The sequence below is a fragment of the Corynebacterium freiburgense genome (genome assembly GCF_030408815.1).
GTDB classification, from domain to species: Bacteria; Actinomycetota; Actinomycetes; order Mycobacteriales; family Mycobacteriaceae; genus Corynebacterium; species Corynebacterium freiburgense.
In genome coordinates, this window is the sequence record NZ_CP047355.1 from 1,350,380 (window position 1) to 1,375,443 (window position 25,064).

Consider the following 25,064-nt stretch of genomic DNA (forward strand, 5'->3'; position numbering starts at 1 on the left):
TGATATTGTCTGTACGAGGGGCTAAAGGCTCAACTGCACAGGAGGGACCCGCAGTAGGTCTTACGGGACGTCCGGTTCGTGAACTTCCTGAACCAAAGCCTTTGGATCGCCATGGACCAGCCAAGATAATCTCCATGTGTAACCAAAAAGGCGGCGTAGGAAAAACCACGTCCACCATTAATCTCGGCGCTTGTTTAGCTGAACTCGGACGCAGGGTACTTCTAGTTGACCTTGATCCGCAGGGTGCGCTTTCTGCGGGATTGGGGGTGCCACATGAAGAACTCGATTTAACGGTTTACAACCTTCTAGTGGATAACCAAAGTTCGATTCTTAATGCTATTCATCGAACAAATGTTCCTGGCCTTGATTTGGTTCCGGCGAATATCGATCTTTCTGCCGCCGAAATACAGTTAGTAAATGAAGTTGGGCGTGAACAAACATTGGCGCGTGCATTACGTCCAGTAATGCGAGACTATGACTATATTATTTTAGATTGCCAGCCTTCCTTAGGCCTGCTCACTGTGAATGCGCTTACTTGTTCTCATGGTGTGATTATTCCAATGGAATGTGAGTATTTCTCACTCCGTGGCCTTGCACTTTTAACTGACACTGTGAGTAAAGTGCAGGACCGGCTGAATTTCAATCTGGAAATTGTTGGCATACTGGTAACTATGTTTGACCGTCGAACTAGCCATGCCCGTGAGGTAATGTCGCGCGTGGTTGAAGTATTTGGTGAGCAAGTGTTCGATACCGTGATTACTCGAACGGTGCGATTCCCTGAAACTTCAGTGGCGGGCGAGCCAATTATCACCTGGGCTCCAAATTCTCCCGGAGCTGCGCAGTACCGTGATTTAGCGCGTGAAGTGGTGGAACGGACCGCCTAAAAGTAGACGACCGTGGCAGAGGAATATCAAGACCCAAACCAACCTGAAATCACGGGTTTCACCCTTGCATTATCAAATTTTGAGGGTCCGTTGGATTTGCTTTTGCAGCTTATTGCCGCAAAGAAAATGGATGTTACTGATGTTGCATTAGCCGAGGTAACGGATGAGTTTATTTCCTACACTCGTAACTTAGGGGAAACCGCGAACCTCGATGAAATCACCGAATTTATTTTAATCGCGGCAACCTTGCTCGATTTAAAAACTGCTCGATTGCTTCCGCGCGGTGAAATTAGTGATATTGAAGACCTAGAACTACTAGAAACTCGTGATCTTCTTTTTGCCAGATTATTGCAATATAAGGCGTATAAACAGGTTGCTGATATGTTTGCCCAGTGGCAATTAGCAGCACGAAGACGATATCCTAGGGCGGTTTCGCTTGAACCGCAGTTTATTGAGCTTTTGCCGCCATTAAAGATTACCCACACTGCAGAAAGCTTTGCGGAACTTGCCGCGACTGTATTCCGGCCAAAGCCTCCGGACGAAGTAGGTACAGCGCATTTGCACCAAGAGCCAGTATCGGTGCCTGAGCAGGCAGGCCGGCTTTTGGCAGTATTGAAACTCGCGGGAAAAGATACCTGGTTAACGTTTCAAAACCTCACCCGGGATTGTGAATTATCAATGGAGATTATTGGTAGGTTTCTTGCACTTTTAGAGTTGTATAAGGCGCAGGCAATCGGGATTGATCAGGAAGAATCTCTTGGCGAATTGCGAATCGCCTGGACCGGGCTAGACGTTGATCCTCAAGTTGTGGCTGCAAGTAACTGGGAGTAGATAAGCTTGAAAACCATGAGCTATGTAGTTGATGTTTCTTGGTTAGCGGAGAATTACCGCCGCGATAATGTTGTGGTGCTATGTGCTTCAATGGGAAATCCAACGAAGTCGATTTCGGCGGGGATTCCTGGGGCAATACTTGCGGATTTAGAGGCAGAGTTTTCCGACCCACAAGCATTATTACCGCACACGTGTCCGCAAAATTTGCAGGAGGTTTTTGCCCGCGCAGGTATCTACGCAGACACGACCGTTGTAGTTTATGACCGATTTGGGATGGTGTGTGCTCCGCGGATTTGGTGGTTGGCTCGGATTGCAGGAATTAAACATGTGTTTGTGCTTAATGGTGGTTTACCGGCGTGGATTCAGGCCGGACACCCAATAGAGCGAATCCTGACTCTCGCCGAAGTAGAAACTCAGGGCAGTATCGAAGCAAACGAGCGCCCTGAACTGATTACAGATATTCGCGGTGTGCAGCAGGCGTTGGCGCGTAGTGGGCATGAAGTTATCGACGCTCGCAGTGCGGGCCGCTTTGCGGGGGTTGAGCCAGAGCCGCGAGAAGGTCTTTATGGCGGACACATTCCAGGGAGTGTCAATATTCCCTACACCTCGCTCTTTGATGACCAGGGTCTACTCCTACCGGTGAGTGACCTCAAACGTGCTTTTGCATCGCAGATTCACGACGCCCAGCACCTTACGTTTACTTGCGGGTCTGGTGTAACCGCGTGTGTACTGGCGCTTGCGGCGGCGGAAGCAGGCTATGAAAACCTCGTTGTTTACGATGGTTCTTGGTCTGAATGGGGTCTACCAGAAATGGGGCAACCAGTGGAGTCAGTACGTTAACGTGGATGGAGCTATCTCTTTATTGCGTTCGCAGATTGAGTCGATTCTTTTGGTAATCGACTCACCTGTATCGGCTGCGGCCCTTGCGAAAGCCGTCCAAGCCGAAGAGCCTCATGTGCAGGAGATCTTGCAGGAAATATCAGGAGAATTCACTGATCGTGGGAGCGGAATAGATCTCCGTGAAACCAATGAAGGTTGGCGGTTTTATACCCGCAAACAAAATGCGGAAGCCGTGGAACATTTCCTTCTCGATGGCACTCAGACACGACTTACCAGAGCGGCTTTAGAAACGCTCGCTGTGGTGGCGTATCGGCAGCCAGTCACACGAGCACAAGTATCTGCAGTCAGAGGGGTCAATGTGGATGGGGTTATGCGTACCCTTCTACTCCGGGGGCTCATTGCCGAAGTAGAAGTAGATGAAGCAACGGGTCCCGCACACCATTATGTGACCACCGAACTTTTGTTAGAGCAGTTAGGAATTGAATCTTTAGAGGCACTACCCAATTTAGCGCCATTGCTTCCAGATATTGATTCGATTGAGGAAGAATTACCTTAAGCTGCATGAGTTGCCAAAACTGGGGTGGCGTCGAAAAGCAATATATTAATTATGTGTTTTTCGATTAAACAAAAACACCACAAGTCCAATCGTCATGACCGTAATACTGCAGCCCAAAAAATACCAAGTTTCTTGGGTAGCATCATTTGGATTATAAAAAGTTGAAAGCACACCGGCAGCTGCTGTGCCAATAGCCAGCGAAAGAAAATATAAGGCAGAAAAGCGGGTGGCAAATGCGCGAGGAGCATATTTAGTTGTAGCAGACATTCCAACTGGACCAACAAACAACTCGCCAAGGGTAATGACAAATGTTGCTGCGGCAAGCACTAAAAACGGAGTTGCGCCTTCGCCACTACCGGCAAATGGTAAAAGAACGAGCAAACCAGACCCAGAAATTATAACGCCAATGCCCATTTTCGCTGGAGAATTAAACTTGGGGAGCTTGGTCCATAGCAGGGCTAAAGGAATGGAAAAAACCAAAATAAACAATGGATTTAGTGATTGTGTCCAACTCGCAGGAATAGTGAAAGAACCAATCGTACGGTCCAGGCGAATATCCGAATACACTGCGAAAACACCATATGTTTGATTCAAAATTGACCAAAACGCGCAGGAAGCAATAAACAGAGGGATATACGCAACTACCTGACGTTTTTCCTTACTGGAGACAGTCTTGGAAGTAAACATTTGCACGAACAAGGCCAATGCAAAGGTAATTGTGGTTACCAAAAGGATGGTTGAAAGTGTACTCAGTGCAAGACTCCCATTGGTAATCAATACTGCAATTACGCAAAGTATCAATAACACAATGGTGCCAATGATAAAAGGCATATTCGAAGTCAATGGATTTCGAGGCTTCAACATCTCGGGTTCCAAGAATTTTTTACGGAAGACCAGGTAATAGCATAGTGCGATAATCATTAAAAGGGCGGCGGCCCCAAATCCAATATGGAATCCATAGACCTGTGACAGCCAGCCGGTAAGAATGGGCCCAAGCAGTGCGCCTATATTGATGCCCATATAGAACACTTGGAATGCGGCATCACGCTGTGCCTCTGCGTCTGGGGCAAAAGCTTCACCAAGGACCGTAATTGCTGCTGTCTTTAGAAAACCCGAGCCAATAGCGATAAGGCATAATCCAATAGCGGCACCCCAACCACCTGGAATCAGTGAAAGCGCAAGATGTCCGACTACAAGTGTTATTGCGCCTCCGAGCAGTGTGCGTTCCGGGCCGAAGAGACGGTCAGCTACCCAGCCGCCAGCGATAGTGCACAAATACACAGATGCACCATAAGTGCCCATCAATGCTGTGGCTGTGGTTTTGTCCAGACCTAAACCAGTGGTTGCTGAATATAGGTAGTACACCAGTATGGCCTGCATCCCATAAAAACTAAAACGTTCCCACATTTCGACGCCGACCATGGCTGGAACTATGCCGGGGGTAACGTTACTTGGAGTTGGTGAATGTTCATCAATATCGGATGAACTACGTTTAACAAGAGTCATGGATATAGTTCTACCCGATCAACGTTTAATTCACCTAAACGATGTACTAGTCATGGTTGCTAGTTTGTGGATCAATTACGTTGTAAAAGCATGTTTTCGAAAAAATGAACGGAACTTCTAGCGGTGAAGTTACACCTGGTTTTCTAAAATAAAAACACCGATTCCGTTGATAGGAGAGCCCGATATGAAAAAATTTTGGACCACGATTGAACAAACCCGCCCCAAGCCATACAATCCAGATTTGCATACTGAGACGATCAGCGCAGTATTAGATACATGGCAGCAAGCCGACTTGCTGGAATTTGAACATGTGCTTCGCTCTGAACTATATAATTTAGAAACCCGAGAGGTAGCCGAACTCTATATCCTCACCTTCAATAAAATTACCGGCAAAAATTCGACACTTACAGTGGATAGCTATATTTCTGACGATAATTTCCTGTACTTCCGTTGTTGGATTGTCTTGCAGGGAGTTGAATTTGTTAAAAGCATTCAGCAAAATATCAACACCATTATGGATCTGCCGCTATCAGTGCTAGATACAGTGTGGTCTGATGGTGGTGGTGAGCAGTTGCTCTATGTAACTGATCGAGGTGAAGATACCAAGATTCGGGATTTGGCCTGTGAAAACTTTCCAGATTTAGACTATGATTTTTCGAGCAAAGAGGTGGAATTGCCACGGGCTGGGGTCGAAATATGCCGCGCATTTCCGGGGTTGGCATTGTACTTGCAACGACACAGTGCTTGGTACGGTGGGTAAAGCGCATTCCCGGCTAACATGTAATGAAAACCGAATGTAAATGTTGTTTAATTTTTTGATTTTTGCTTGGAATTAATGTGGTTATTATATAGTTGAACAATGTTGACTGAAGAAGAAGCCAATGCATTAATTTCATTTGACCAGGCCCATATATGGCATCCGTATAGTTCTACTCCTGCGCCAATGGATCCGCGTCTTATCGATCGGGCAGCAGGAGCATACATAATAACGCACTGCGGCACTCCACTTATCGATGCTATGAGTAGTTGGTGGGCGGTGGCACACGGGCATAATCATCCAAAACTTGTTGCAGCCGCGCACGAGCAAATTAGCAAAATGAGCCATGTAATGTTCGGTGGTTTAACCCACCAACCTGCTGTTCAATTAGCAAGGGTCTTACTTGATCTTGTGCCAGCACATTTTTCCAAAGTCTTTTTTGTTGATTCAGGTTCAGTTGCTGTCGAAGTTGCTATGAAAATGGCGCTGCAATATCAACGTGGTATTGGCCATGGTGAGCGTTGTCGATTTGTCACATGGCGCGGTGGCTATCATGGCGATACGTTAGCCCCAATGAGTGTGTGCGATCCAGATGGTGGAATGCATTCACTGTGGGCTGGGATTCTTCCGCAACACAGTTTTGCCCCAATTCCACCACCGAGAGGTGTCGACCAATCAGTAATTCAACGCTATCTCAGTGAATTTGAAGCGCTTATAGACCCCTCACATGCTGCAGTAATTATTGAGCCTATTGTGCAGGGCGCTGGCGGAATGCGGTTTCATGATCTCGAACTACTACATAGTATTCGCGCAATTTGTGATCGGCACGGCTTGCTGTTGATTGTGGACGAAATAGCCACGGGGTTTGGCCGCACTGGAAAACTATTCGCATCTGAAGATATTTCTGCGGACATTATGTGTGTGGGCAAAGCGCTTACGGGTGGCTTTATGTCACTTGCCGCTACATTAACAACCGAAACCGTAGCTCAGGCGATTCAAAAGCCAACCGGCGGCGGCGCCCTGATGCATGGACCGACATTTATGGCGAACCCGTTAGGTTGTGCTGTAGCGAGTGCAGCATTAGAAATCGTGAGACAAGGGGAGTGGCGGCAACAAGTAGCAATGATTGAACAATTGCTCGTTCAAGGGCTCCAACCGCTTCAAGATCACATCGGCGTTCGAGATGTACGTGTGCTTGGCGCAATTGGAGTAGTGGAAATGGAGCACCCAGTTGATATGTCCGCTGCGACTGCGGCGGCTATTGCGGAAGGCGTGTGGCTTCGACCATTCGGCCGTTTGATCTATTGCATGCCGCCGTTTATTTGCACGCCCGATGAAATAGCAAGGATTTGCCGCGGAGTAATAGCCGCAGTCAAAGCAGCACTAGCTTAAAAGAAAGACCGAACATGATTATTGTTACTGGAACTAATACTGATGTGGGTAAAACCATCGCAACGGCGGCATTAGTTGCGCGAATTCCGCAGGCATTGCCTATTAAGCCAATCCAGACAGGTGAGCCAGATGGATCCGGGGATATTGTGACGATCGAACGTCTTACTGGAGTACTCGGTACAGAATTTATTCGGTATCCTGAGCCATTGGCGCCGAATATAGCAGCTCAAAGGGCTAATATGGAGCAGCTTGAACTCCGTGACGTCGCTATGAAAATCCGTGAACTTAATACCGGAAATACAACGCCTATTATTGAGGGCGCTGGAGGACTATTAGTACGCATGGCCGAAGACTGGACCATTGCAGATCTTGCCGCAGAGCTTGATGCTGATGTGGTTATTGTGACTTCATTGGGTCTTGGCTCACTTAATGCGGCAGAACTTACCGTAGAAGCTGCACGTAGGCGCAAACTGCGGATTCTGGGTCTGATTGGTGGTGTATTGCCTGCAGAACCTGATTTAGCCACAATGCTTAATATTGCCGAGCTTCCACGTGTGACCAGAGTGCCGCTATTAGGGTGCTTACCGGCAGGGGCAGGGGAATTCTCCGCAGCGGAGTTCGCTCAAATTGCCGCAAAAATTAGAATCCCTGGATATTGATCCAACCAGGATTGATGGGTTAGGGTGGAGGGCGATTTACATAACCATATACAGATTGGACACGCCTGTGACTCCACCCGCTCGCCGAGACGGCACACCGGAAAAAAAGAATAAACGTCTACAACGGCGCCCCCAAAAGGATCGCCAACGCGCAGCAGATATTTATGTTTCAAAAGCCAAGCCTGCGCGCCACCAACACGTGGATCGAAACCGCAATGTGGAACGCACCGAAGGGGAAGGTGTGCGGCTCCAAAAAGTGCTTGCCCAAGCTGGGGTGGCATCTCGCCGAATGGCCGAAAAACTTATCGACGCCGGCCGCGTTGAGGTCAATGGCAAAGTTGTTACCGTTCAGGGTATGCGTATTGACCCGAATACCGCAATTGTTCGTGTTGACGGTGCACGCGTGCGAATTAACGAGGATATGGTCTATTTTGTGCTTAATAAGCCTCGTGGTGTGCAGTGCACTATGCACGATGATATGGGTCGTCCCTGCGTGGGCGATATTGTCGGGGAAAAACTCGATGCTGGGCAGCGTCTTTTCCATGTGGGGCGGCTTGATGCCGCAACCGAAGGACTTTTGCTACTCACAAATGACGGTGAGCTGGCAAACCGCCTTATGCATCCGAAATACGAAGTAGCAAAAACTTATCTAGCCACCGTAGTAGGCGAAGCGGACCGTGCTCTTGTTCGTAAGCTTAGGGAAGGTATTGAGCTGGAAGACGGACTTGCAAAAGCTGACTATGCGCAAGTTGTGGATACTTGGCAAGGCAAGTCAATTGTCCGAGTAGAACTCCATGAAGGACGTAAACACATTGTGCGCCGCATGCTTAAAGAAGCTGGATATCCAGTAGAACGTCTAGTGCGAACAAAGATTCATACGGTGCAATTGGGTGAGCAAACCCCAGGCGCGATTCGCGCGCTTAATAACGCAGAACTTACAAGTCTGTATAAGGCGGTGGGAATGTGATTGAAAATATGCCCAATGGCGGACTGATTATTGCGGTAGATGGCCCATCTGGAACTGGAAAGTCCACAGTATGCAGAGCTGTTGCACAACAACTACATGCACAATACCTGGATACTGGTGCAATGTACCGTGTGGCTACGCTGCACATTTTGCGCAAAGGAATTGATCCCGCAGATACGCCAGCCGTGATTGACGCAACCACTGAAATACCATTTGAAATACATCATGATCCATCTGCTACATCGGTACTTCTTGATGGTTTAGATGTTTCCGATGAAATTCGCGGCAGCGAAGTCACAGCGCATGTTTCGGCCGTATCGGCGATCCCTGAAGTACGAAAGAACCTTGTTGCACTCCAACGCAATCTCGCTTTTAAAGCTGGACGGTGTGTGGTTGAAGGACGCGATATTGGGACAGTGGTTTTTCCTGAGGCGCCATTAAAGATCTATATGACTGCATCGGCAGAAGTTCGAGCAGACCGTCGGTATCGACAAGATACAGCGGCAGGGCGCGACGTCGATTATTTAACTATTCTTCGAGAGATTGAACGTCGAGATGACCTTGATTCCAGCCGCGCAGCATCACCATTGCGGCCTGCCGATGATGCGATACACCTTGATACTTCGGAATTAAGTTTGCAAGAAGTCATTAATACCGTTATTGAGCTAGCTGCAACGTCGGCGGAAAGGAATTCGCAACAGTGAGCCAGCACAACCATGAAGAAGAAACTCAGTTTGTTTACCATACGCATGGTGGGGAGATTTCCGCAGACAAAGGCTTTATTGAAGAAGAAGTTGAAGTCGCTGGTGGTGGGTATGCAACCAGGGATTATTTACCCGAAGATTTTGATGAAGCCGAATTCGATGACACTGAATTTGGTGAAGCTGATTTTGGGGAAACCTATGGCGATAATGACTGGGAAGAACTGGAACGTGCTTTTGGAATTGAGAAGCACGTTGAAGAGGCCTTATGTACCGTAGCGATTGTAGGCCGCCCAAATGTTGGTAAATCATCATTGGTCAATCGCATTTTGCAGCGACGCGAAGCCGTGGTGGAGGATGTGCCTGGCGTAACTCGTGACCGAGTGTCCTATATTGCCGATTGGAATGGCCGTCGATTCTGGGTGCAGGACACAGGTGGTTGGGATCCGGACGCCAAGGGAATCCATGCAGCGATTGCTCGGCAAGCAGAGACCGCTATGGCTACTGCCGATGTAATTGTTTTTGTCGTGGACACCACTGTAGGAATTACTGAAACAGACCAGGTTATGGCCCGCAGACTACAAAAGGCCGAAGTCCCTGTGATTCTAGTGGCCAATAAGTTTGACTCTGATTCGCAGTATGGAGATATGGCCGAATTTTGGGGACTTGGGCTTGGCGACCCCTATCCAGTGTCTGCACTTCATGGGCGCGGTGGTGGAGACCTTCTTGATACGGTGGTGGCGTCGTTCCCTGAAACACCTCGAACGAGCTCGATCACATCAGGTCCAAGACGTGTTGCACTTGTAGGAAAACCAAACGTTGGTAAATCATCGCTACTTAATAAAATAGCTGGTGAGGAGCGTTCTGTAGTTGATAACGTTGCTGGCACTACGGTCGATCCTGTCGACTCACTCGTGCAGCTTGATCAGCAGCTATGGAAGTTTATTGATACTGCTGGTCTGCGTAAAAAAGTGAAAAATGCGGTTGGGCATGAGTATTATGCTTCGTTACGGACCCGCGGTGCGATTGATGCCGCCGAGGTTTGCATTTTTCTGATCGATGCCTCCGAAAATATTAGTGAACAAGACCAAAAAGTGCTTGGCATGATTGTTGATGCCGGCAAGGCACTCGTGATTGCCTACAACAAATGGGATCTTGTGGATGAAGATCGCCGTGACCTACTCGAACGCGAAATTGATCAACAACTAGCCCATATTTCTTGGGCGCGGCGAGTTAATATTTCCGCTAAAACCGGTCGAGCACTGCAAAAACTAGAACCCGCGATGATTGAGGCTCTAGAGTCTTGGGATTCCCGAGTATCTACTGGACAGCTGAATAATTGGTTGCGCGGTGTGATTGCACAGAATCCACCTCCAATGCGTGGTGGAAGGGTCCCCAGAGTACTATTTGCCACTCAGGCTTCAACCCAACCACCTGTTATTGTTTTGTTTACTACTGGATTCCTTGATGCTGGGTATCGTCGATACCTTGAACGGAAATTCCGTGAATCATTTGGTTTCGTGGGTTCGCCGGTACGTATTGCTGTACGTGTTCGGGAAAAGCGAAACTGGAGGAAATAGCACGACAGGGGGGTGGCGGCATCCTTGTAAGAACACGAGGTAAGCATCGGTTTGCTACAGCGTACGACACCCCCTTCGACTCGAAAGTCAAGTGCAAATTTATTGCTCTGTAGTGTACAAACTACCGTTCGGTTCCTTACCTTCATTATCTGTAAAGATCATAATAAGAAGGCTGTGAACCGGAGAGCTTTCTCTATTTTACGTAATGGGTTGAAAACCAAAAGGTCCCTTGAATATTCAAGGGACCTTTAAAGCCTCTGTGAAAGGTAGAATTATTAGGCGCTCAGTGCTGCGTCGCCTGCGCTCAGTTCGGTGCCATTCAGCAGGTTGAACAGGGAGAAAACGGAGCCGATGAGCTTAAGGAATTCAATGATTGATGTTAGTTCCATAAGATGAAGTGCCTTTCGTAGGTTGGATGCTAACGCCCTTACTATAGAGGCAACAATGGGGTTTCGTCGAGTATCAAATCAAATTATGAGATTTCCAGGGGGTGAAAAATACGAAAATCAAGAACTGTTGATTCCAAAAAATAAGGTTTTCCGGCAGCAAAAATAAAGTATTTCTTGTAACTTTCATTGCGTACCAAAGGACTGGTGGATTTGTTCTTGCACCCGGGAATTTCTCCAAAAAGCCTTATACGCATCATCTGACCTCGTAAGATGGACGTTATGGTTGTGCCGAATGCTGCACACAACCCTGCCATTGCAGCTGCACAGAGAAAGCCTCGGCGAATAGTCAGTTGGATCGTGGTTGATGGGGTGGCAGAGAAAGTCATTGGTAATACATGCTGCCTTGTATTGGTAGTTGCAGTCGAGTCTCCCAATGGAAATTGGATTCGGGTGATTCACCGAACCGTACCAAAAGATTCTCGGCAGGAAGCACTGCAAGAAATCCATATTGAAGCGGAACGTGCCATCCGATCTGGCGCTCTGGTTCATGGTGCTGTCGAGGTGTTTTTCAGTTCCTACCTTTCGCTAGATAAAACAGTTATCTGGCGTAGCAGTAGGACTCAAAAACCATTACCGCTCCAACTTCGCGCTTCTGCAACGCATTCACTCAATACTTCGCTTGCACTACTGGAGAAGCAAGTACGTGCGTCCGTGACCAAAGTGAAGCCAAGAAAATTTACGGTACCGATTGCGCCGAAAACCTTAATGTATGCAATAGCTTCACAATTGCCGGCGGTGCGATTGGCAACGGACGCATCAAAAAATACCACGACTCATACCGTATCGATTGGTTGGGTTTCTGATCACGGTGATTATGGCAGTACGCTAATCCATCGCGGTACAAAAATTACGGAAGCAGAATATACCGCGCTTGTTCGCGCCCTTATAAGGATTGTGAGGCGGCATCCTGGGCGTAAAGTTCATGCATATACCGATAGTAAACAAGCGGTGGTTTTATTACGACGCCGCCAACACAATAATGCCGTGGTACAACAGCTGCTACAAACTGGGATGATTCGCGTGTATTGGGTTCGGGGACACCGTGGGCATCCGTTAAATGAGGCTGCTCATAGGTTGGCGGTGCACACCCGCCGCAGTATTGAATGGGATATCCCAGAAAAACACCGAATCCGGGTGGAGCGTCAGATTATGCAGGATTTATGGGACGAATTAGCGGTATGAGATACGTTTCAACCTCTACACGTCTTGATTTTGTCTCAATGATTACACTATGAATATGTTTTTCAATGAACAAGCTAAAACATGGGATACCCCACAAAGTTTGCAGCGTGCTAAGGCATTGGCTGAATTACTGCAAAATCATTGGGGAAGCAGCAAGCTTTCCACCGTACTTGAATTCGGTTGTGGTACTGGGTCGCTCACGTTTGCGCTTGGTGATCGTTCCGAACAGTATATTGGCTATGATACGGCCGAAAATATGTTGGAAATTTACCGGCAAAAAGCCCCGTCTGATCGATATACAACGGTTGAGTCTTTAGACCAAGTATCGGATAGCAGCCTAGATGCTGTGTATACATCCATGGTTTTGCATCACGTGGACAATATTGATTTTGTACTCGAGCAACTTGCGGCAAAACTAAAACCAGGTGGACTGTTGAGTGTCATTGATTTGGATGCAGGCAATGAATCCTTTCATAAAGGTATCAATGTAGAAGTGTTTCATCATGGCTTCCAGCGAGAAGCTTTTGCAGATACCGTAGCTGGACATGGGTTCGAAGTGCTTCGAATTGAGACGGCGTTCAATGGAGTGAAGGAACTGCCGGACGGTGGTCAACGGGACTACACAATGTTTATTCTCACTGGACGTAAAAAATAGAAGTCCATTTCTTTCTGCATACATCCATGGCTGCGATAATGCTGCGATGACAAGCTATGCCGTACCTACTACTTCAGCCAGGGTGGTCAAAGGGGGTAGCGGAATGGGAACGCGGGTGCAATTAAAAATGCTGCACTTACTGCACTTTTTCCAAAGTTCGAAAACTTGTACAGTAAGTGTGCTGTATGGTTGTGGCTGTTGTTGTAGCTTGTGTAGTTGTGAATGAATTCCATCAAGTTGCACTACCAGAAGCCCGCTATGCCGATGAGCTCGCATTCCTAGCCGCGTTTGATCAAGGCCCGAAACCACCTGGCTGGCTACTTACACCACAATCGGTTGTTCGGTTTATTTGCGGAGAAAAAGGTTTGCGGCTTACACCAGCTAAGCGCAAAGAATTTCCCGAGCTCCCGCAACGGCTTGATATTTCTCCAAAATTCATTGGTAATAAGGCGCTTATTGAGCGATGTGTGGTTACCCTGGCGGGTTCACGTGCCCTAATGCTTGTTGGTGAACCGGGCACTGCCAAATCTATGCTTTCAGAATTACTTTCAGCTGCTATTTGTGGTTCATCAGAGTTGACTGTTCAAGGTAGCGCTGGAACTACAGAGGATCAACTGCGTTATGGCTGGAACTATGCAATGCTATTGGCTCATGGTCCCAGTGAAGAAGCTTTGGTGCCTTCACCAGTGCTACAGGCCATGACTACCGGCAAAGTCGCGCGGATTGAAGAAATTACGCGTTGCCAGCCAGAGGTTCAAGATTCTATTGTGCCTATCCTTTCGGAACGGCGTATGGCGATTCCGGAGTTAGGGGAGCATTCGGTCGCTGCGATTCAGGGGTTTTGTGTTATTGCTACCGCAAACTTGCGGGATAAAGGTGTCAGTGAAATGAGCGCTGCACTCAAGCGTCGTTTTAATTTTGAACATATTGATCCAATTGCTGATCGGGCTGCAGAAATCTCTTTAGTTACCTCAAAAACCAAGCAGGTATTGGAGGAAGCCAAGGCGCCGGGATCGGTGGATGCCGTGGTAGTTGATGCATTGGTTACTATTTTCCGGGATTTGCGGGGTGGTATTACGCCAGAGGGTTGGGCGGTAGAGAAACCTGGCACAGTGATGTCAACCGCAGAGGCTGTGGCGATTTCATCTTCTATTGCGCTTTCAACTTCATATTTTCCAGACGGTCCAACGGCATTGCAGCTCATCCCCGGGCATCTTTTGGGCGCGGTACGTAAGGACGATGATAAAGATGCGGGGCGTCTTCAAGCATATTGGGATGCTGTGATTCGGCGGCGCACACACAATGATGAAAGTGGTACATGGCGCACCTTATGGGAGGCACGCGAGGATGTCCACTAGCCCAACCGAGCTTCTCGACGCCCTGACTGCCCCAGGCCACCACGTATATTTTGGGGTACGCCACCACTCGCCAGCCTGCGCGCGGGCCGTTATTGAAGCCGCAGAAGAACTTCAACCGCAGGCAATCGCTGTGGAACTCCCGGCAGATCTGCAGCCTCTCTTGCGTTGGTTATGGCACCCAGAAACCGAAGCGCCGATTGCTGTAGCGATTTCGGACCATGAACTTGGAACGCAAGGGATGGCGTTTTACCCATTCGCCGATTTCTCGCCAGAATTAGCGATTATTCGGTGGGCGGGACAGCGCGGGATCCCCATCCACTGCATCGATTTACCGGTTGGTGCCCGCTTTGAAGTGAATGCACCTCAAGATAATTCCGGCGTATCAGTGGATGTCAGTGAACTTGTAGGCCAGGAATCTTGGGATACAAAAGTTGAGGCGCGCTCGATTGGTGAACCATGGCGAAATGTCCGCCGCGCTGCGCTAGCTGTTGGTATTGGGGCAAGACTTTCGGAGTCTGATATTGATGCTTTTACTGCCGCACGTGAAGCTCATATGCGTGCATGTCTAGCGGAACTTAACCAAGAAACCCTGGTGGTTGTTGGCTCCTTCCATTGCCTTGGTCTTTTGGATGGTGAGTCAAAACGTCCACACCAAGTACGTGATGTTGCTTCTTCAATAGTGCGCTATAGCTTTTCACAATTGGATTCTAGGTCTGGGTACGCTTCAGGTATTCGAGATCCGCAATGGCAGCAAAAGATTTGGGAGTGCACTACTGCAACGGATGTTGAGTCGCTTGTTTATTCGATGATTACAGATGTTGCAAGGACATCTCGGAAATCTGGAGAGCCAGCTGGTACAGGTGAAGTAGCAGAAGCTTGCCGGTTTGCAATTGACCTTGCACGTATTCGCCAATTGCCTGCACCGGGGCGTCGTGAAGCGATTGAAGCATTAACCACTGTATTTGCCCAGGGTGATATTACTGGTCGTGGACGTGGTATTGCAGAAGCAATGCGAAATGTATTTATCGGCGAACGTTTTGGTGAATTGCCAGCTGATGCACCAGTACCAGCTTTGGAGGCACATACTCGAACACAACTTGAGGCTTTAGGCCTTCCTTCAAAGGAACGGCAGCCGAGCGTACAGCGCCGAGTCGACCCGTTTAAAGGCGGAAAAGACTTTGCTCGACACTTGATACTTACGCGTTTAGATGTACTCAATATTCCTTATGTGACGGATCGTACGAGTGGTTCAAACCGTGGTTTGGAAACCCGAAGTTATACCGCATCGTGTGTGTTTTCTGCGAGTACCGCTGCAGGGCTGGCGGCGGTTGGTGCTTCCGGTGTGAGCCTAGAACAGGCGATCAGCACGATATTGCGTGCTCGCCTTGGCGAACAGCTTGCACGTAATGAAGTTGACCCGCAAATCATATTGAAAGTGATTCAGGATTCTGCCCGTGTTGGTGCTGGTGAAGAACTATCCCAAGCCATAGAAGCAATGCGAAAGCACGTCTTACATCGGTTAGGTTTTTCAGATGCTGTTTCCGCGATTGAGGTGTGCACAGGTGTTGCTGGAAAACGTGAACCAGCGGCGAGAATGCTAAGCGAAGAAGTACTCGAACAATGTCGAGCATTGGCTAGGCAATTGGGTGCTGTGGTGGTTCGGGAAATTCAAGGAATTGCTGGTTCAGATGATCCTCAGCATGCACGTCTATTAGGCCAGGCAGGGGGGCTGATAGATACCCACCAAGTAAGTATTCTTTCCGCATTACGAAGAGTAAAAACATCCGGATCGCCACTTATGCAAGGCGCAGCATACGCAGTGCTAGATGCGCTTGCAACAGACGAGCTTGACCATGAGAAAACCGCCGAGTTTATTGGTAGTTGGATCGACCAATCCACGCATCCAGATAGCCGAAAAATTCTCCAGCTGCGGCTAGTGGGTTATCTTTGTGCATCGCGTGGTGTCTGGTGTGATAGCCCAGCAATGGATTCGATTATTCAGCGAGTAAACAATGTGGAAGATAGCCATTTTGTGGTAGCGCTACCCGCGCTACGAGGAGCATTTGACACTGTTTCCGCTGCTGAACGTGAGCGCTTTTTGGATCATCTACAAGACCAACTCGGTCGAATTGATACGCATCTGGAAATTGATCCATTTGTTCTCGAGTCGAATGCAAAAGCTGATATTGCGGCGCGCCAACGTCTGGAAGCTTTGGGGCTTGCCGATATTGCGTTTACACCGATTATGCGCTGGCGCCTGATTTTAGGTGCGGAACCGGACACACTTTCGGATAGTGCGGCGCGGATGGCTAGTGCTCTTGATGAACTCTATGGTGGGCCTGGTGCAGATACCACCGGTGAAGCAGATGGGCGGGTACGTAAAGGCGGAAATGGTCCAAGCCAACTTGGGGTTCGAAAATGGTCTGAAGAAATCCAGGCATTATTTGGTGAAGATCATCTTCAAGAGATTTTCGGAGCGGCTGCCGAGCGAGGCCGCGGCGAAGTAGTTACAACTTTAAATACTGAAAATGTTCGGCCTTCTGTGGATTTACTTACTACAGTATTGAACCTCAAAGGGGCATTGCCAGCATCAAAATTGCGGCAAATTCGACCGATTGTGCAAAAGATTATTGATGAACTTTCCAAAGAATTAGCGCAACAACTCACACCAATTCTCGCCGGAATTTCCTTTGCCAAACCGACCCGCCGAAAAGCCGCAAAGCTCGATATGCCATTGACTATTCGGCGCAATTTAAAAAATGTTGTAGAGCTTCATGGTCGCCCGCAAATAGTACCTGTGACACCAATTTTTAGAGCCCCTGAACAGCGCATTTCTCCTTGGCACATTATTGTATTGGTTGATGTCTCCGGCTCCATGGAGGCTTCAACAATTTACGCAGCAATGACGGCGGCAATATTGACCGGTGTGCGAACCTTCCGGGTAAGTTTTATTACCTTTGATACCAGCGTTATTGATCTATCTGGATTAGCTGAAGACCCCCTCGAACTACTATTAGAAATTAAAGTCGGGGGAGGGACAAATATTGCGCAGGCGGTTCGCTACGCCGCAACTCAAGTAACAAACCCAAATAAAACTGTGCTTATTTTAGTTAGCGATTTTGAAGAATGGGGCCCCATTGAAAAACTCACCGGTGGAATCCGGGCGCTTGCGGAGTCTGGTGTGAAAATGATTGGCTGTGCCGCGCTTGACGATACTGGCAAAGCCGTCTACAACGTTGGGATCGCGGAGGCGGTTGCCTCGGCAGGTATGCGAGTAGCCAGTGTTTCCCCAATGCAGTTGGCCCGGTGGGTAGGGCAGGTGCTGGCATGACAAATCTTCCACCACTCGATCCAACAATCGCAGCGGAAGCACTTTCGAAATTGCCGCCCAGATTGTTGAAACGCGCAGAAAAACTCGCTGCAGAGTCAGACTCGTGGAAGATACACCCCAATAAAGACGGGCTCACTATCATCCTCGGCCAAGCGAGTGTTACTTTGCTTGACGACGCCCTACAGTGTGACTGTTTACTGTCACCTAAATGTGCGCATATCGGTGCGGTATGCGTGGCGTCGCCAGTTGGAGAAGCCACAGTATCCGAAATTCCGAATAAGCCTTCGGATATAAAGGAGAAACCCCCAACTCAAAATAACGGCGCGGCTTGGGCGAAAGAGCTTCCACCACCTGCTCAAATCGGTCAGGTTGTGGAGAATGCCCGTACCATTGTTGAAGATATTATCCGTGTCGGGCTTGGCCAGTTAAGTATCCAAACGCATACGCAACTTCTCGCTTGCGTACAAAGCGCACGTGTATGCGGACTTCCACGGCTCGAACGCGCATTAACCGGTTTGGCAACACACTCTCAAATCATGCGCATGGGAAAGCCAATCGGCCGTATGGCCGCTACGCGGACCGTATTTCATGTGGCATTACTTTGTCACCTACTCGACCGCGATCCAACCGACCGCGCAGCTATCGGTCAATCCCGACGAGCCTATACAACTCTTGATGCAGAATCCGGAGTTGGCGCAGGAAGGTTCATACCACTATTTGCTGAGCCAATCATTACCGCATCAGGCTATGCCGGGGTCAATGTAGTGCTTGCAACTAGCCAAGGGGATGTCTTCGCCGTAACAAAAACCCCACCCGGAGGAATACCTGACGTCAAAACAGTGTGGCACGGACCAATTCGACTCGGTGATCTTCACTGCAGCCATGCGCAATTGGCGCAAAAAGTACTGATGATTACTGGTGGAAAAGCATCAGCCGACGGGCGTATTGGCGCGGGAAAAGGAGTTCGCGCGGCACTCGGAAAAACGGTCACACTAGAGATGATTCGTCAAATCCCAATGAGTGATGAATTTACGCTTATTGACGGGGAAATCATCGATATAACCCTCAAGCACCTAACAATTGCGACCACACCGGAACAACCTTCAACAACACTTGAGTTTCTGGACGCTGCGAGAAAAACTGCGCTGCCCAGCCTTGTTGAAGCATGCCAACGGTATATCAGCAATGACCATCAAATCCAATGCACAGTACTTGTACGTAACACCACAGTTTTAAGTATTTGGCCAGCCATAAAAGAATTCGAACTACCTGAAGAATACAGTGGCCGAATATTCCCAGGGCTTGATGAAGTGCCGGTACCAACACTGGAAAATAAATACAGTTTGAATGAAGCTGAAAATAATAGCGAAATCAGTGCGCATAGAAAAGTAAGTGAAATTATCGATCCATGGCTAGCACGTATTGTATTTGGTGGTGTTCAAGATATACGACGAAGACTGCCGCAAATTCAATACGATGGTCAAATACTTGAAAACATCGGCGCTCCATTTGCAGCAAAACTACTTAATCAGATGGGTAGCAATGCAGGTCAAATGCAACCTGCATTAGCACTTGCACTCTACAGTCAAAATAATTAACCGACGAATACACGAGTAAAAGATGGATACACATACCGAACACTGGATACCCGCAGGCGATTACAGCCTAAAAATAACAGACGGAAAAATAATTGCACGAAATGCCAAAGGGCGAGTGTTAAAAACACTCCCGGCAAAAGCAAAAAAGACGCCAGAATTTGAAAAAGTTTCAGCATTACATGTCTATTTGCAACAGCATGAAGTGCAATGCTTGGATACTTTACGGGACTGGTTTATAAAAAGCCTACCAATACCTACCAAACTTATTACTGCAGTATGGGTAGATCCTTCTTGGCAAAAATTCCTGCGTGACCTCGTAGTATCAACTGATACAGGCCTCATTGGATTACTGCGAGACGCCAGTGATAATGCGATTCAAATAATTGATTTGGACGGAGAAACCGCAACAGTGTCGATTGAAGAAAGCAAGTTACTCTCAATCCCGCATCCGGCTATCCTCCAAGATCTTGAAGAATGGCAAGAGTTCGCCATTGAGCTTGGCGTACATCAAGGAATAGATCAGCTTTTCCGCGATTTATACACGAAACCAGATGATGAAGATACCCTGAAAAAACAGCTTGCCAAATACGAAGGCTTTGAATACGAAAAAGCAGGCGCTTTGCTGGGGCGTTCCCGCAATGCTGGTTTTCAAGCAACATTGGAATATATTTCATTATCAATTTTAGAAAGTGGAATAGAAACCACAATTCAACTTGATGTATACGCCTGGTATCCAGACGAAGAAGCAGAAATAAATGGCGTGCGTTTTTTGCGGGATGGAGATTATATAAAACCATCTGAAGTCGGGCCGATTACCTGGTCTGAAGCACTACGTATGTGCGAATTTATCTATTCTGGGCGTTCACTTTCAAATAAAACAGCATAATGCCAACTAAACCCAAAGGGATGAAAATATGGACGTAATGTTTGCAACTCGACATGGCGGAATTGTACCGACAGATATGGCATCCGAAGATGATGCAGTAATGATCGCGTTTTCTGGTTCCAACCCAGAATTACTAGGAGATCGAAAAATTGTACGAATAGTTCCTGAAAAGCTTGAGCTTGCGGAGAAACTTACGCAAGAAGTTTTAGGGCTTGACTCATTTCATTCTGAGCCTATCGGCGTGGGACTAGTTCGTGCAATTGGTTTCCCTGCCTGGCCTATTCTCCAAGACCCCGAAAATGCGCACCACGCATTAAACATAGTGGGAGATCTGGAGTGGGCAAAAAAGATGGCGAAGGGCGCCCCGAACAAAGTAGCCGAGCGATTTCAAGAATTAGTGAAACAACTGACTAATTCAGCTCCTCACTTCTTGCCTACGCTGTTGGAAGAATTAGCAAGAATCTATGACAACGTTGGTAATGCGAAATTCGCTCAGCGATATTTTTCAAGTGCGCGAGAGGTAGAACGGTCGTATGGTTTACCAGTAGATGCCGAACGACACCGACAGGTATTCCTGGAATTTAGTAGCCGAGGTCTTGTTGCCGCTAAAGAACTCTCTGCTCTGGGGGCACAATGCAAAATGTGGTTCGATAATGAACAAGAAACATTTGAATTTTTTTATAACCTTAATGTATCGCGTGTTCAAGCTGGCGGCGCACCATATACGACGCTTGTACGTGACCTTACAAAGCTAGGTAAAAGCGCTGGCTATAGCCAAGCTGAAGTGACCGAAATGTTCGCGCGTTCGGTTGTGGGCACTTCTGGTATGAGAAAGGCTACCAAGGCTTTTGTAATGAACCTTGGAAAAGCACTCGGTAAAAACAAAGACATCGATCCATCTTTGATTCTTGATTTATATAAAGTTCGACCTATTGGAATCAATATCAGGGAGTGGGTCGAAGTTTTACGCGTTGCAGGGATCTTTGATGTTCTTGGAAAGACCCCGGATAGAATTGTCCCTTGGGTGCATGGTCTTCTAGAAGAGATGGAATCGTGTGCCGAGCGAAGTTCCGATCTTTGTGCCTTTATTTTGGAAAATCGGAGTTACTTTAGTGGCCAAACAATGACCCTGCCATTTGCTAAAATTAGCCTCGAGTTCTTAGCTGTGCTGCAGGAAGTTGGTGTCACATTAGAGTTTGACGACGGTAAATATGAGGTTTATCCACAATTGGATTTCCTTGTTGATTTTATAAAGAACAAACCCGTAGTTGATCTCAACCGCGCATTCGAAGATGATCGCTTGCGGCGGCGAATAGTTGGCGATAAGACGTTAGAACAACTGCTTACTGGTTATGAAGGGAAGTTGCAAAAACTGCGACTGGGTGGCTTGATTCTGGATAAACTACGAGAAGAGTTACAGAATTTAAATTTGCAGCCATATCTAGCCTCACTTGAACCTTTCGCTCGCACAATCAGTAAAATCAGGAATTTTGATATTCCGCTTGATATTTCGAAAAATATCCTTGAGCTCACGAATATTACAGAAGAAGAAATTCTTATCTGCAACCTTCGTGCTGGTTTAATTACCGAGTTCACTTGGCCAGAGTTAGAAAAACACACAAAAGAATGGTTAGGCACTATTAGTCCTAACAATACCTATGGTGGTCAGCTCAGATTCTACCCAAGCTATCCTGGTGTGGTTGCATTTTTTAAGCAATCAGTTGCGGCGGTTGAAGGAAACCAAACAATAGGGACCCATAAATTTGGTTTGGAAAAGTCTCTTAGTTTTTCCGCATACACGCAATCAAGCGGCAACATTATAGTGGCAAGCGCAAATCGGCATGGTGAAGTCAAGGCTGAGTGGTCGCAGGGTGAGCCAGTAGTAACCGAAGTAGATAGTGAACGGTATTACTATTACTTGGCTGAAGACTCAGTGAAATTGTGTGATTCGCTTCCTATTGAAGGTGGCAGGATTTTGCCTGGTGGGGTACTGCTTGACGGAGAAAGCAAGCTATCTATACATGAGCACGATCGTCTCAAAAGGATGTTCTCCGACGCATCTGGGAAAGTGTGGGTGATTGATAAAACCGTATTTCCATCGAGTAATTTGCGGGTTCAAGAGATTAACCCAGAAACTGGAACTGTAGTAGGCACGCAGGCGCCAGCAGTTTTTGAACAAGTATTAAATGGCAACTTTAAGATAGACCCAAATATATCTACGTACGTAGCGGTTTGTCCTTCTTACAATCCGCAGACTAGTATCGTACCATCGAGTAATCAAAATTTGGTGTTTATTGCTGCGGAATCAGTAGATAATAACGTTCCAAATGCTCAATACTGCATAATCCTTGGGGATGGTAGGGAATTCTTTTCGCAAGACCCATTGGTTGGTGTGATTGAGGCGGCTGGTGTTATTTGGTTAGTTGGAACCAATGGTCGGCTTTATATACCCACAGAAAATGGCTCTTCTATAGCGTTAGCTACAACTTTAGATCACCGTGGAGAGTCACACTGGCTACATCAATTGCCTTGGATTACTTGGGCGAATCTTTCGCTTCGAAGCGAAACTGCTAGCCAGCGTTTGCGAAAAATTACGGTGCAGCAGGCCGAGCAAATCATTGGCGCTATTGATCGCAAGCAATTAAAAGTATCTCGCCATGAAACAAAATCAGAAGCTTATGTACGTCCCTACGACACAATAAATCTGAACTGTAAGTCCGAATCAGAAGCAATGAAAGTTGTGGGCGAAATACTTGACTGTAAAGATGAAGAACTATGTGCGAGCGTAGTCTATCGAGCGATTGAATCAATAAAACTGGCGAAAATAATGGCGTTTAATCGCAAGTACTTTACGCGAAAAATAAAAGAGCTTACCGCAGCGGAGTCTGAAACTAACGCGGATGCTAACGCCAACAGTGCCGAGAGCCATAACTATGTGGAAAAGAAGAATCGAGGCGATTTCATTGCCACGACAAATCATGCGTCTCTAGCGGGACGTGAATTTGGACAATTAACAAACGCAATTGAGGGGAAGCAAAGCCGCCGATCCAAAAAGTGGTTATGGTTGCAGGTTATTTGCAGAGAGAAGCCATTTATCGTTTGGGCAAAAGGTATTTTATCAACGCCGCATATTCGTCATGAACTAGCTACGCTTTTGAGTGATTCTTTGGCATCTGGTTTTATGGCTCCAAAATGGAGGCAAATTTATCTAGACTGGGGCAAACTTGCTGCGAAATTTGGCAAATCACAAATGGGGCTAGTTTTTGTCCCAGATAAGGAATCAAAGGCAGTAGTCATAGGTCGCTTAGATAAATATTTAAGAGTTCTTATTCAAGGAGAGGTGCCGGATTCATTACAGTCATCGGTAAATAATTTCGTCAGGTGCGAGGGCCTTCCATATGACATCGATATGAAGATCTCTGATAATGATGCCCGGCGGTGGATCCAGGAATTATTATGCGAAAACGAAATTGACATTGAATTATGGAAAGCGGAAATGCAACCGTTTGTCCGTGCTCTAACAGAAAATTCCGCACTTACAGAAAGTGCTGCATGGGTATTGCTAGCAGGCGGGTATAACCCAAGTTTTGCGAGAGTGACCACGGGTGCGCTTGATTTGCCATATTTTGACTACCGAGGTCGCTACAATATTGACTACCTCGATAAAGAGCACATAAAGTCCGCTCGCAAAAAACTCAAACTGTCTACCAAGGCCCATAAATTTGCCTTACAGCAGCTTTCAGGGATTAAAGATGACTATATCGAAATGCTTCTAGCGGCGGTTTTTGACCGCGATTTAGCGGCATTTACAGCAGTTGCTCATTGTTTACCACAGGTTGAAGTGGATCTGCAGGAATCAGATATGCTAACACTCACTGACTGGGGTTATGAGTATGATGAGTCTGTTGTCGTTCCTTCGATCTGGCGTGCACTACGGCCGCTGCCTCGTAAGATTGAATTAAAAGGCGGTACTGGTTACAGCAGGATTGCTGGCGTTGTTTTGTATTTTGCCACAAGGGCCCAAGGCAATGACCCATTGCGTGGTTTTTACGCGAAGCAACTAGAAACTATAAAGAATATTGATTGGATAGGTTTCAGCTCTGAACATGTGTCCGATCTTCCATTGCAGGGAGAGCTGCTAAACGACGAAACTACATGGCTTTACGCTCACGGGGACGCTGTACGAGCTGTTCAAGAGGGTTGCTTTGATCGGGTGATTGAAAGTTTGCGGCGTCCCGAAATCCCTAGTGGTTGTTTATTTGATCCGCGTGTATCCGCAGCTACAACGGTCAAGAAAGTGCAAGAGGAGTTGGGTTTAAGTGAGCACGCAGCGGTGTATTTTCTCCAAGTATTGTGTCTTGTGGAATGCTCTGATGTAAATATTAAGCGCTGGAATAATTGGCGCAAACGGGATTTAGATGAAGCCCGAGCGGAATTGGCACAAAAGGACCTTATTATTTTAGCTACTCGTTCGCGGACTGGTAGAAGTGCCTTTTTGCCGGGATCGTGGTGGCGAGCGAGCAATCCAAATCCGGGCATGGAAGAGTGGAAAGCTCGGTATTACTTAGTGCGCTTTTCTGAATACGCCTTCTCTGTAGTGCCTTGGTGTCCGCCAATCCTCCCATATGACGAATTATTCCAGGCCGCTTGGGAGCGCTATGCGAGCGGAGACACGCCAAAATTTCAGGAACTCACCACGAAAAAGTATCGGAAGAGGAATTAATCGCAGGTGATATAGAGTGGATAAAAGGTGGCGTGATCTTTATGGTTACGCCACCTTTTGTTTGATAGGTATCGAACTGCGGAATACTTAGTGCAGTCTAGAATGACCTTAAATGGGGGCTTGGCTAAAACTTTCATTTCGGTATATTTAATGTTCTAGTATCTCGTAAAAATAAGAGGCTCACGAGATATTTAGAAACTGGTTTTAAA

The 25,064-nt window shown here is 47.3% G+C and carries 18 protein-coding genes; 17 read left to right on the top strand and 1 reads right to left on the bottom strand.

Features of this window, described 5'->3' with window-relative positions:
• Positions 1 to 5 precede the first annotated feature (5 nt).
• The 4 genes from CFREI_RS06105 to scpB are packed head-to-tail and all read left to right on the top strand — an operon-like array spanning position 6 to position 3,111.
• Positions 6 to 884, top strand: coding sequence for a ParA family protein (locus CFREI_RS06105; protein ID WP_027012449.1), 879 nt, complete (start codon positions 6 to 8; stop codon positions 882 to 884).
• A 12-nt stretch (positions 885 to 896) separates the two neighbouring features.
• On the top strand, positions 897 to 1,715 hold the full coding sequence (locus tag CFREI_RS06110) for a segregation and condensation protein A (protein ID WP_027012448.1): 819 nt from the start codon (positions 897 to 899) through the stop codon (positions 1,713 to 1,715).
• A gap of 15 nt (positions 1,716 to 1,730) precedes the next feature.
• Positions 1,731 to 2,555, top strand: coding sequence for a sulfurtransferase (locus tag CFREI_RS06115; RefSeq protein ID WP_027012447.1), 825 nt, complete (start codon positions 1,731 to 1,733; stop codon positions 2,553 to 2,555).
• 1 nt (position 2,556) lies between these two features.
• A complete protein-coding gene (scpB, locus tag CFREI_RS06120) occupies positions 2,557 to 3,111 on the top strand; it encodes an SMC-Scp complex subunit ScpB (RefSeq protein ID WP_027012446.1) in 555 nt (184 codons plus the stop codon).
• A 45-nt stretch (positions 3,112 to 3,156) separates the two neighbouring features.
• Here scpB and CFREI_RS06125 read toward each other — a convergent pair whose 3' ends face one another.
• Entirely contained in the window at positions 3,157 to 4,617 is a 1,461-nt protein-coding gene (locus CFREI_RS06125) for a peptide MFS transporter (protein WP_051255883.1), read from the bottom strand.
• 184 nt (positions 4,618 to 4,801) lie between these two features.
• On the opposite strand from CFREI_RS06125, the gene CFREI_RS06130 reads away from it, so the two are divergent.
• From CFREI_RS06130 to CFREI_RS06190, 13 genes are all read left to right on the top strand, one after another.
• Positions 4,802 to 5,377, top strand: a complete 576-nt coding sequence (locus tag CFREI_RS06130) for a DUF4240 domain-containing protein (protein WP_027012445.1) — start codon at positions 4,802 to 4,804, stop codon at positions 5,375 to 5,377.
• A 99-nt stretch (positions 5,378 to 5,476) separates the two neighbouring features.
• Complete coding sequence (locus CFREI_RS06135) at positions 5,477 to 6,766, top strand: adenosylmethionine--8-amino-7-oxononanoate transaminase (protein ID WP_027012444.1); 1,290 nt, start codon at positions 5,477 to 5,479, stop codon at positions 6,764 to 6,766.
• Between the two features lie 14 nt (positions 6,767 to 6,780).
• Positions 6,781 to 7,425, top strand: coding sequence for a dethiobiotin synthase (gene bioD / locus CFREI_RS06140; RefSeq protein ID WP_027012443.1), 645 nt, complete (start codon positions 6,781 to 6,783; stop codon positions 7,423 to 7,425).
• A gap of 67 nt (positions 7,426 to 7,492) precedes the next feature.
• Complete coding sequence (locus tag CFREI_RS06145) at positions 7,493 to 8,392, top strand: pseudouridine synthase (protein ID WP_027012442.1); 900 nt, start codon at positions 7,493 to 7,495, stop codon at positions 8,390 to 8,392.
• Positions 8,393 to 8,400: 8 nt separating this feature from the next.
• Positions 8,401 to 9,096, top strand: a complete 696-nt coding sequence (gene cmk / locus CFREI_RS06150; RefSeq protein WP_027012441.1) for a (d)CMP kinase — start codon at positions 8,401 to 8,403, stop codon at positions 9,094 to 9,096.
• Entirely contained in the window at positions 9,093 to 10,673 is a 1,581-nt protein-coding gene (gene der, locus CFREI_RS06155; protein ID WP_027012440.1) for a ribosome biogenesis GTPase Der, read from the top strand. Before cmk ends, der begins: the two co-directional genes overlap by 4 nt.
• 668 nt (positions 10,674 to 11,341) lie before the next feature.
• Positions 11,342 to 12,304, top strand: a complete 963-nt coding sequence (locus CFREI_RS06160) for a ribonuclease HI (RefSeq protein ID WP_027012439.1) — start codon at positions 11,342 to 11,344, stop codon at positions 12,302 to 12,304.
• A gap of 55 nt (positions 12,305 to 12,359) precedes the next feature.
• Entirely contained in the window at positions 12,360 to 12,959 is a 600-nt protein-coding gene (locus tag CFREI_RS06165; RefSeq protein ID WP_169719137.1) for a class I SAM-dependent methyltransferase, read from the top strand.
• 191 nt (positions 12,960 to 13,150) lie between these two features.
• Positions 13,151 to 14,317, top strand: a complete 1,167-nt coding sequence (locus CFREI_RS06170; RefSeq protein WP_435383907.1) for an ATP-binding protein — start codon at positions 13,151 to 13,153, stop codon at positions 14,315 to 14,317.
• Positions 14,307 to 17,648: a DUF5682 family protein gene (locus tag CFREI_RS06175; protein ID WP_051255881.1), complete on the top strand. Its 3,342-nt coding sequence runs from the start codon at positions 14,307 to 14,309 to the stop codon at positions 17,646 to 17,648. Before CFREI_RS06170 ends, CFREI_RS06175 begins: the two co-directional genes overlap by 11 nt.
• Positions 17,645 to 19,246 carry a hypothetical protein gene (locus CFREI_RS06180; RefSeq protein ID WP_035111505.1) on the top strand — a complete coding sequence of 534 codons (1,602 nt, stop codon included), beginning with the start codon at positions 17,645 to 17,647 and terminating at the stop codon, positions 19,244 to 19,246. The genes CFREI_RS06175 and CFREI_RS06180 overlap by 4 nt, the downstream gene beginning before the upstream one ends.
• Positions 19,247 to 19,268: 22 nt before the next feature.
• Positions 19,269 to 20,132 carry a DUF4132 domain-containing protein gene (locus CFREI_RS06185; protein WP_027012434.1) on the top strand — a complete coding sequence of 288 codons (864 nt, stop codon included), beginning with the start codon at positions 19,269 to 19,271 and terminating at the stop codon, positions 20,130 to 20,132.
• Positions 20,133 to 20,160: 28 nt separating this feature from the next.
• The gene (locus tag CFREI_RS06190) at positions 20,161 to 24,855 is read left to right on the top strand and encodes a hypothetical protein (protein ID WP_027012433.1); all 4,695 of its coding nucleotides are present in this window, start codon (positions 20,161 to 20,163) and stop codon (positions 24,853 to 24,855) included.
• The last annotated feature ends 209 nt before the right edge of the window (positions 24,856 to 25,064 follow it).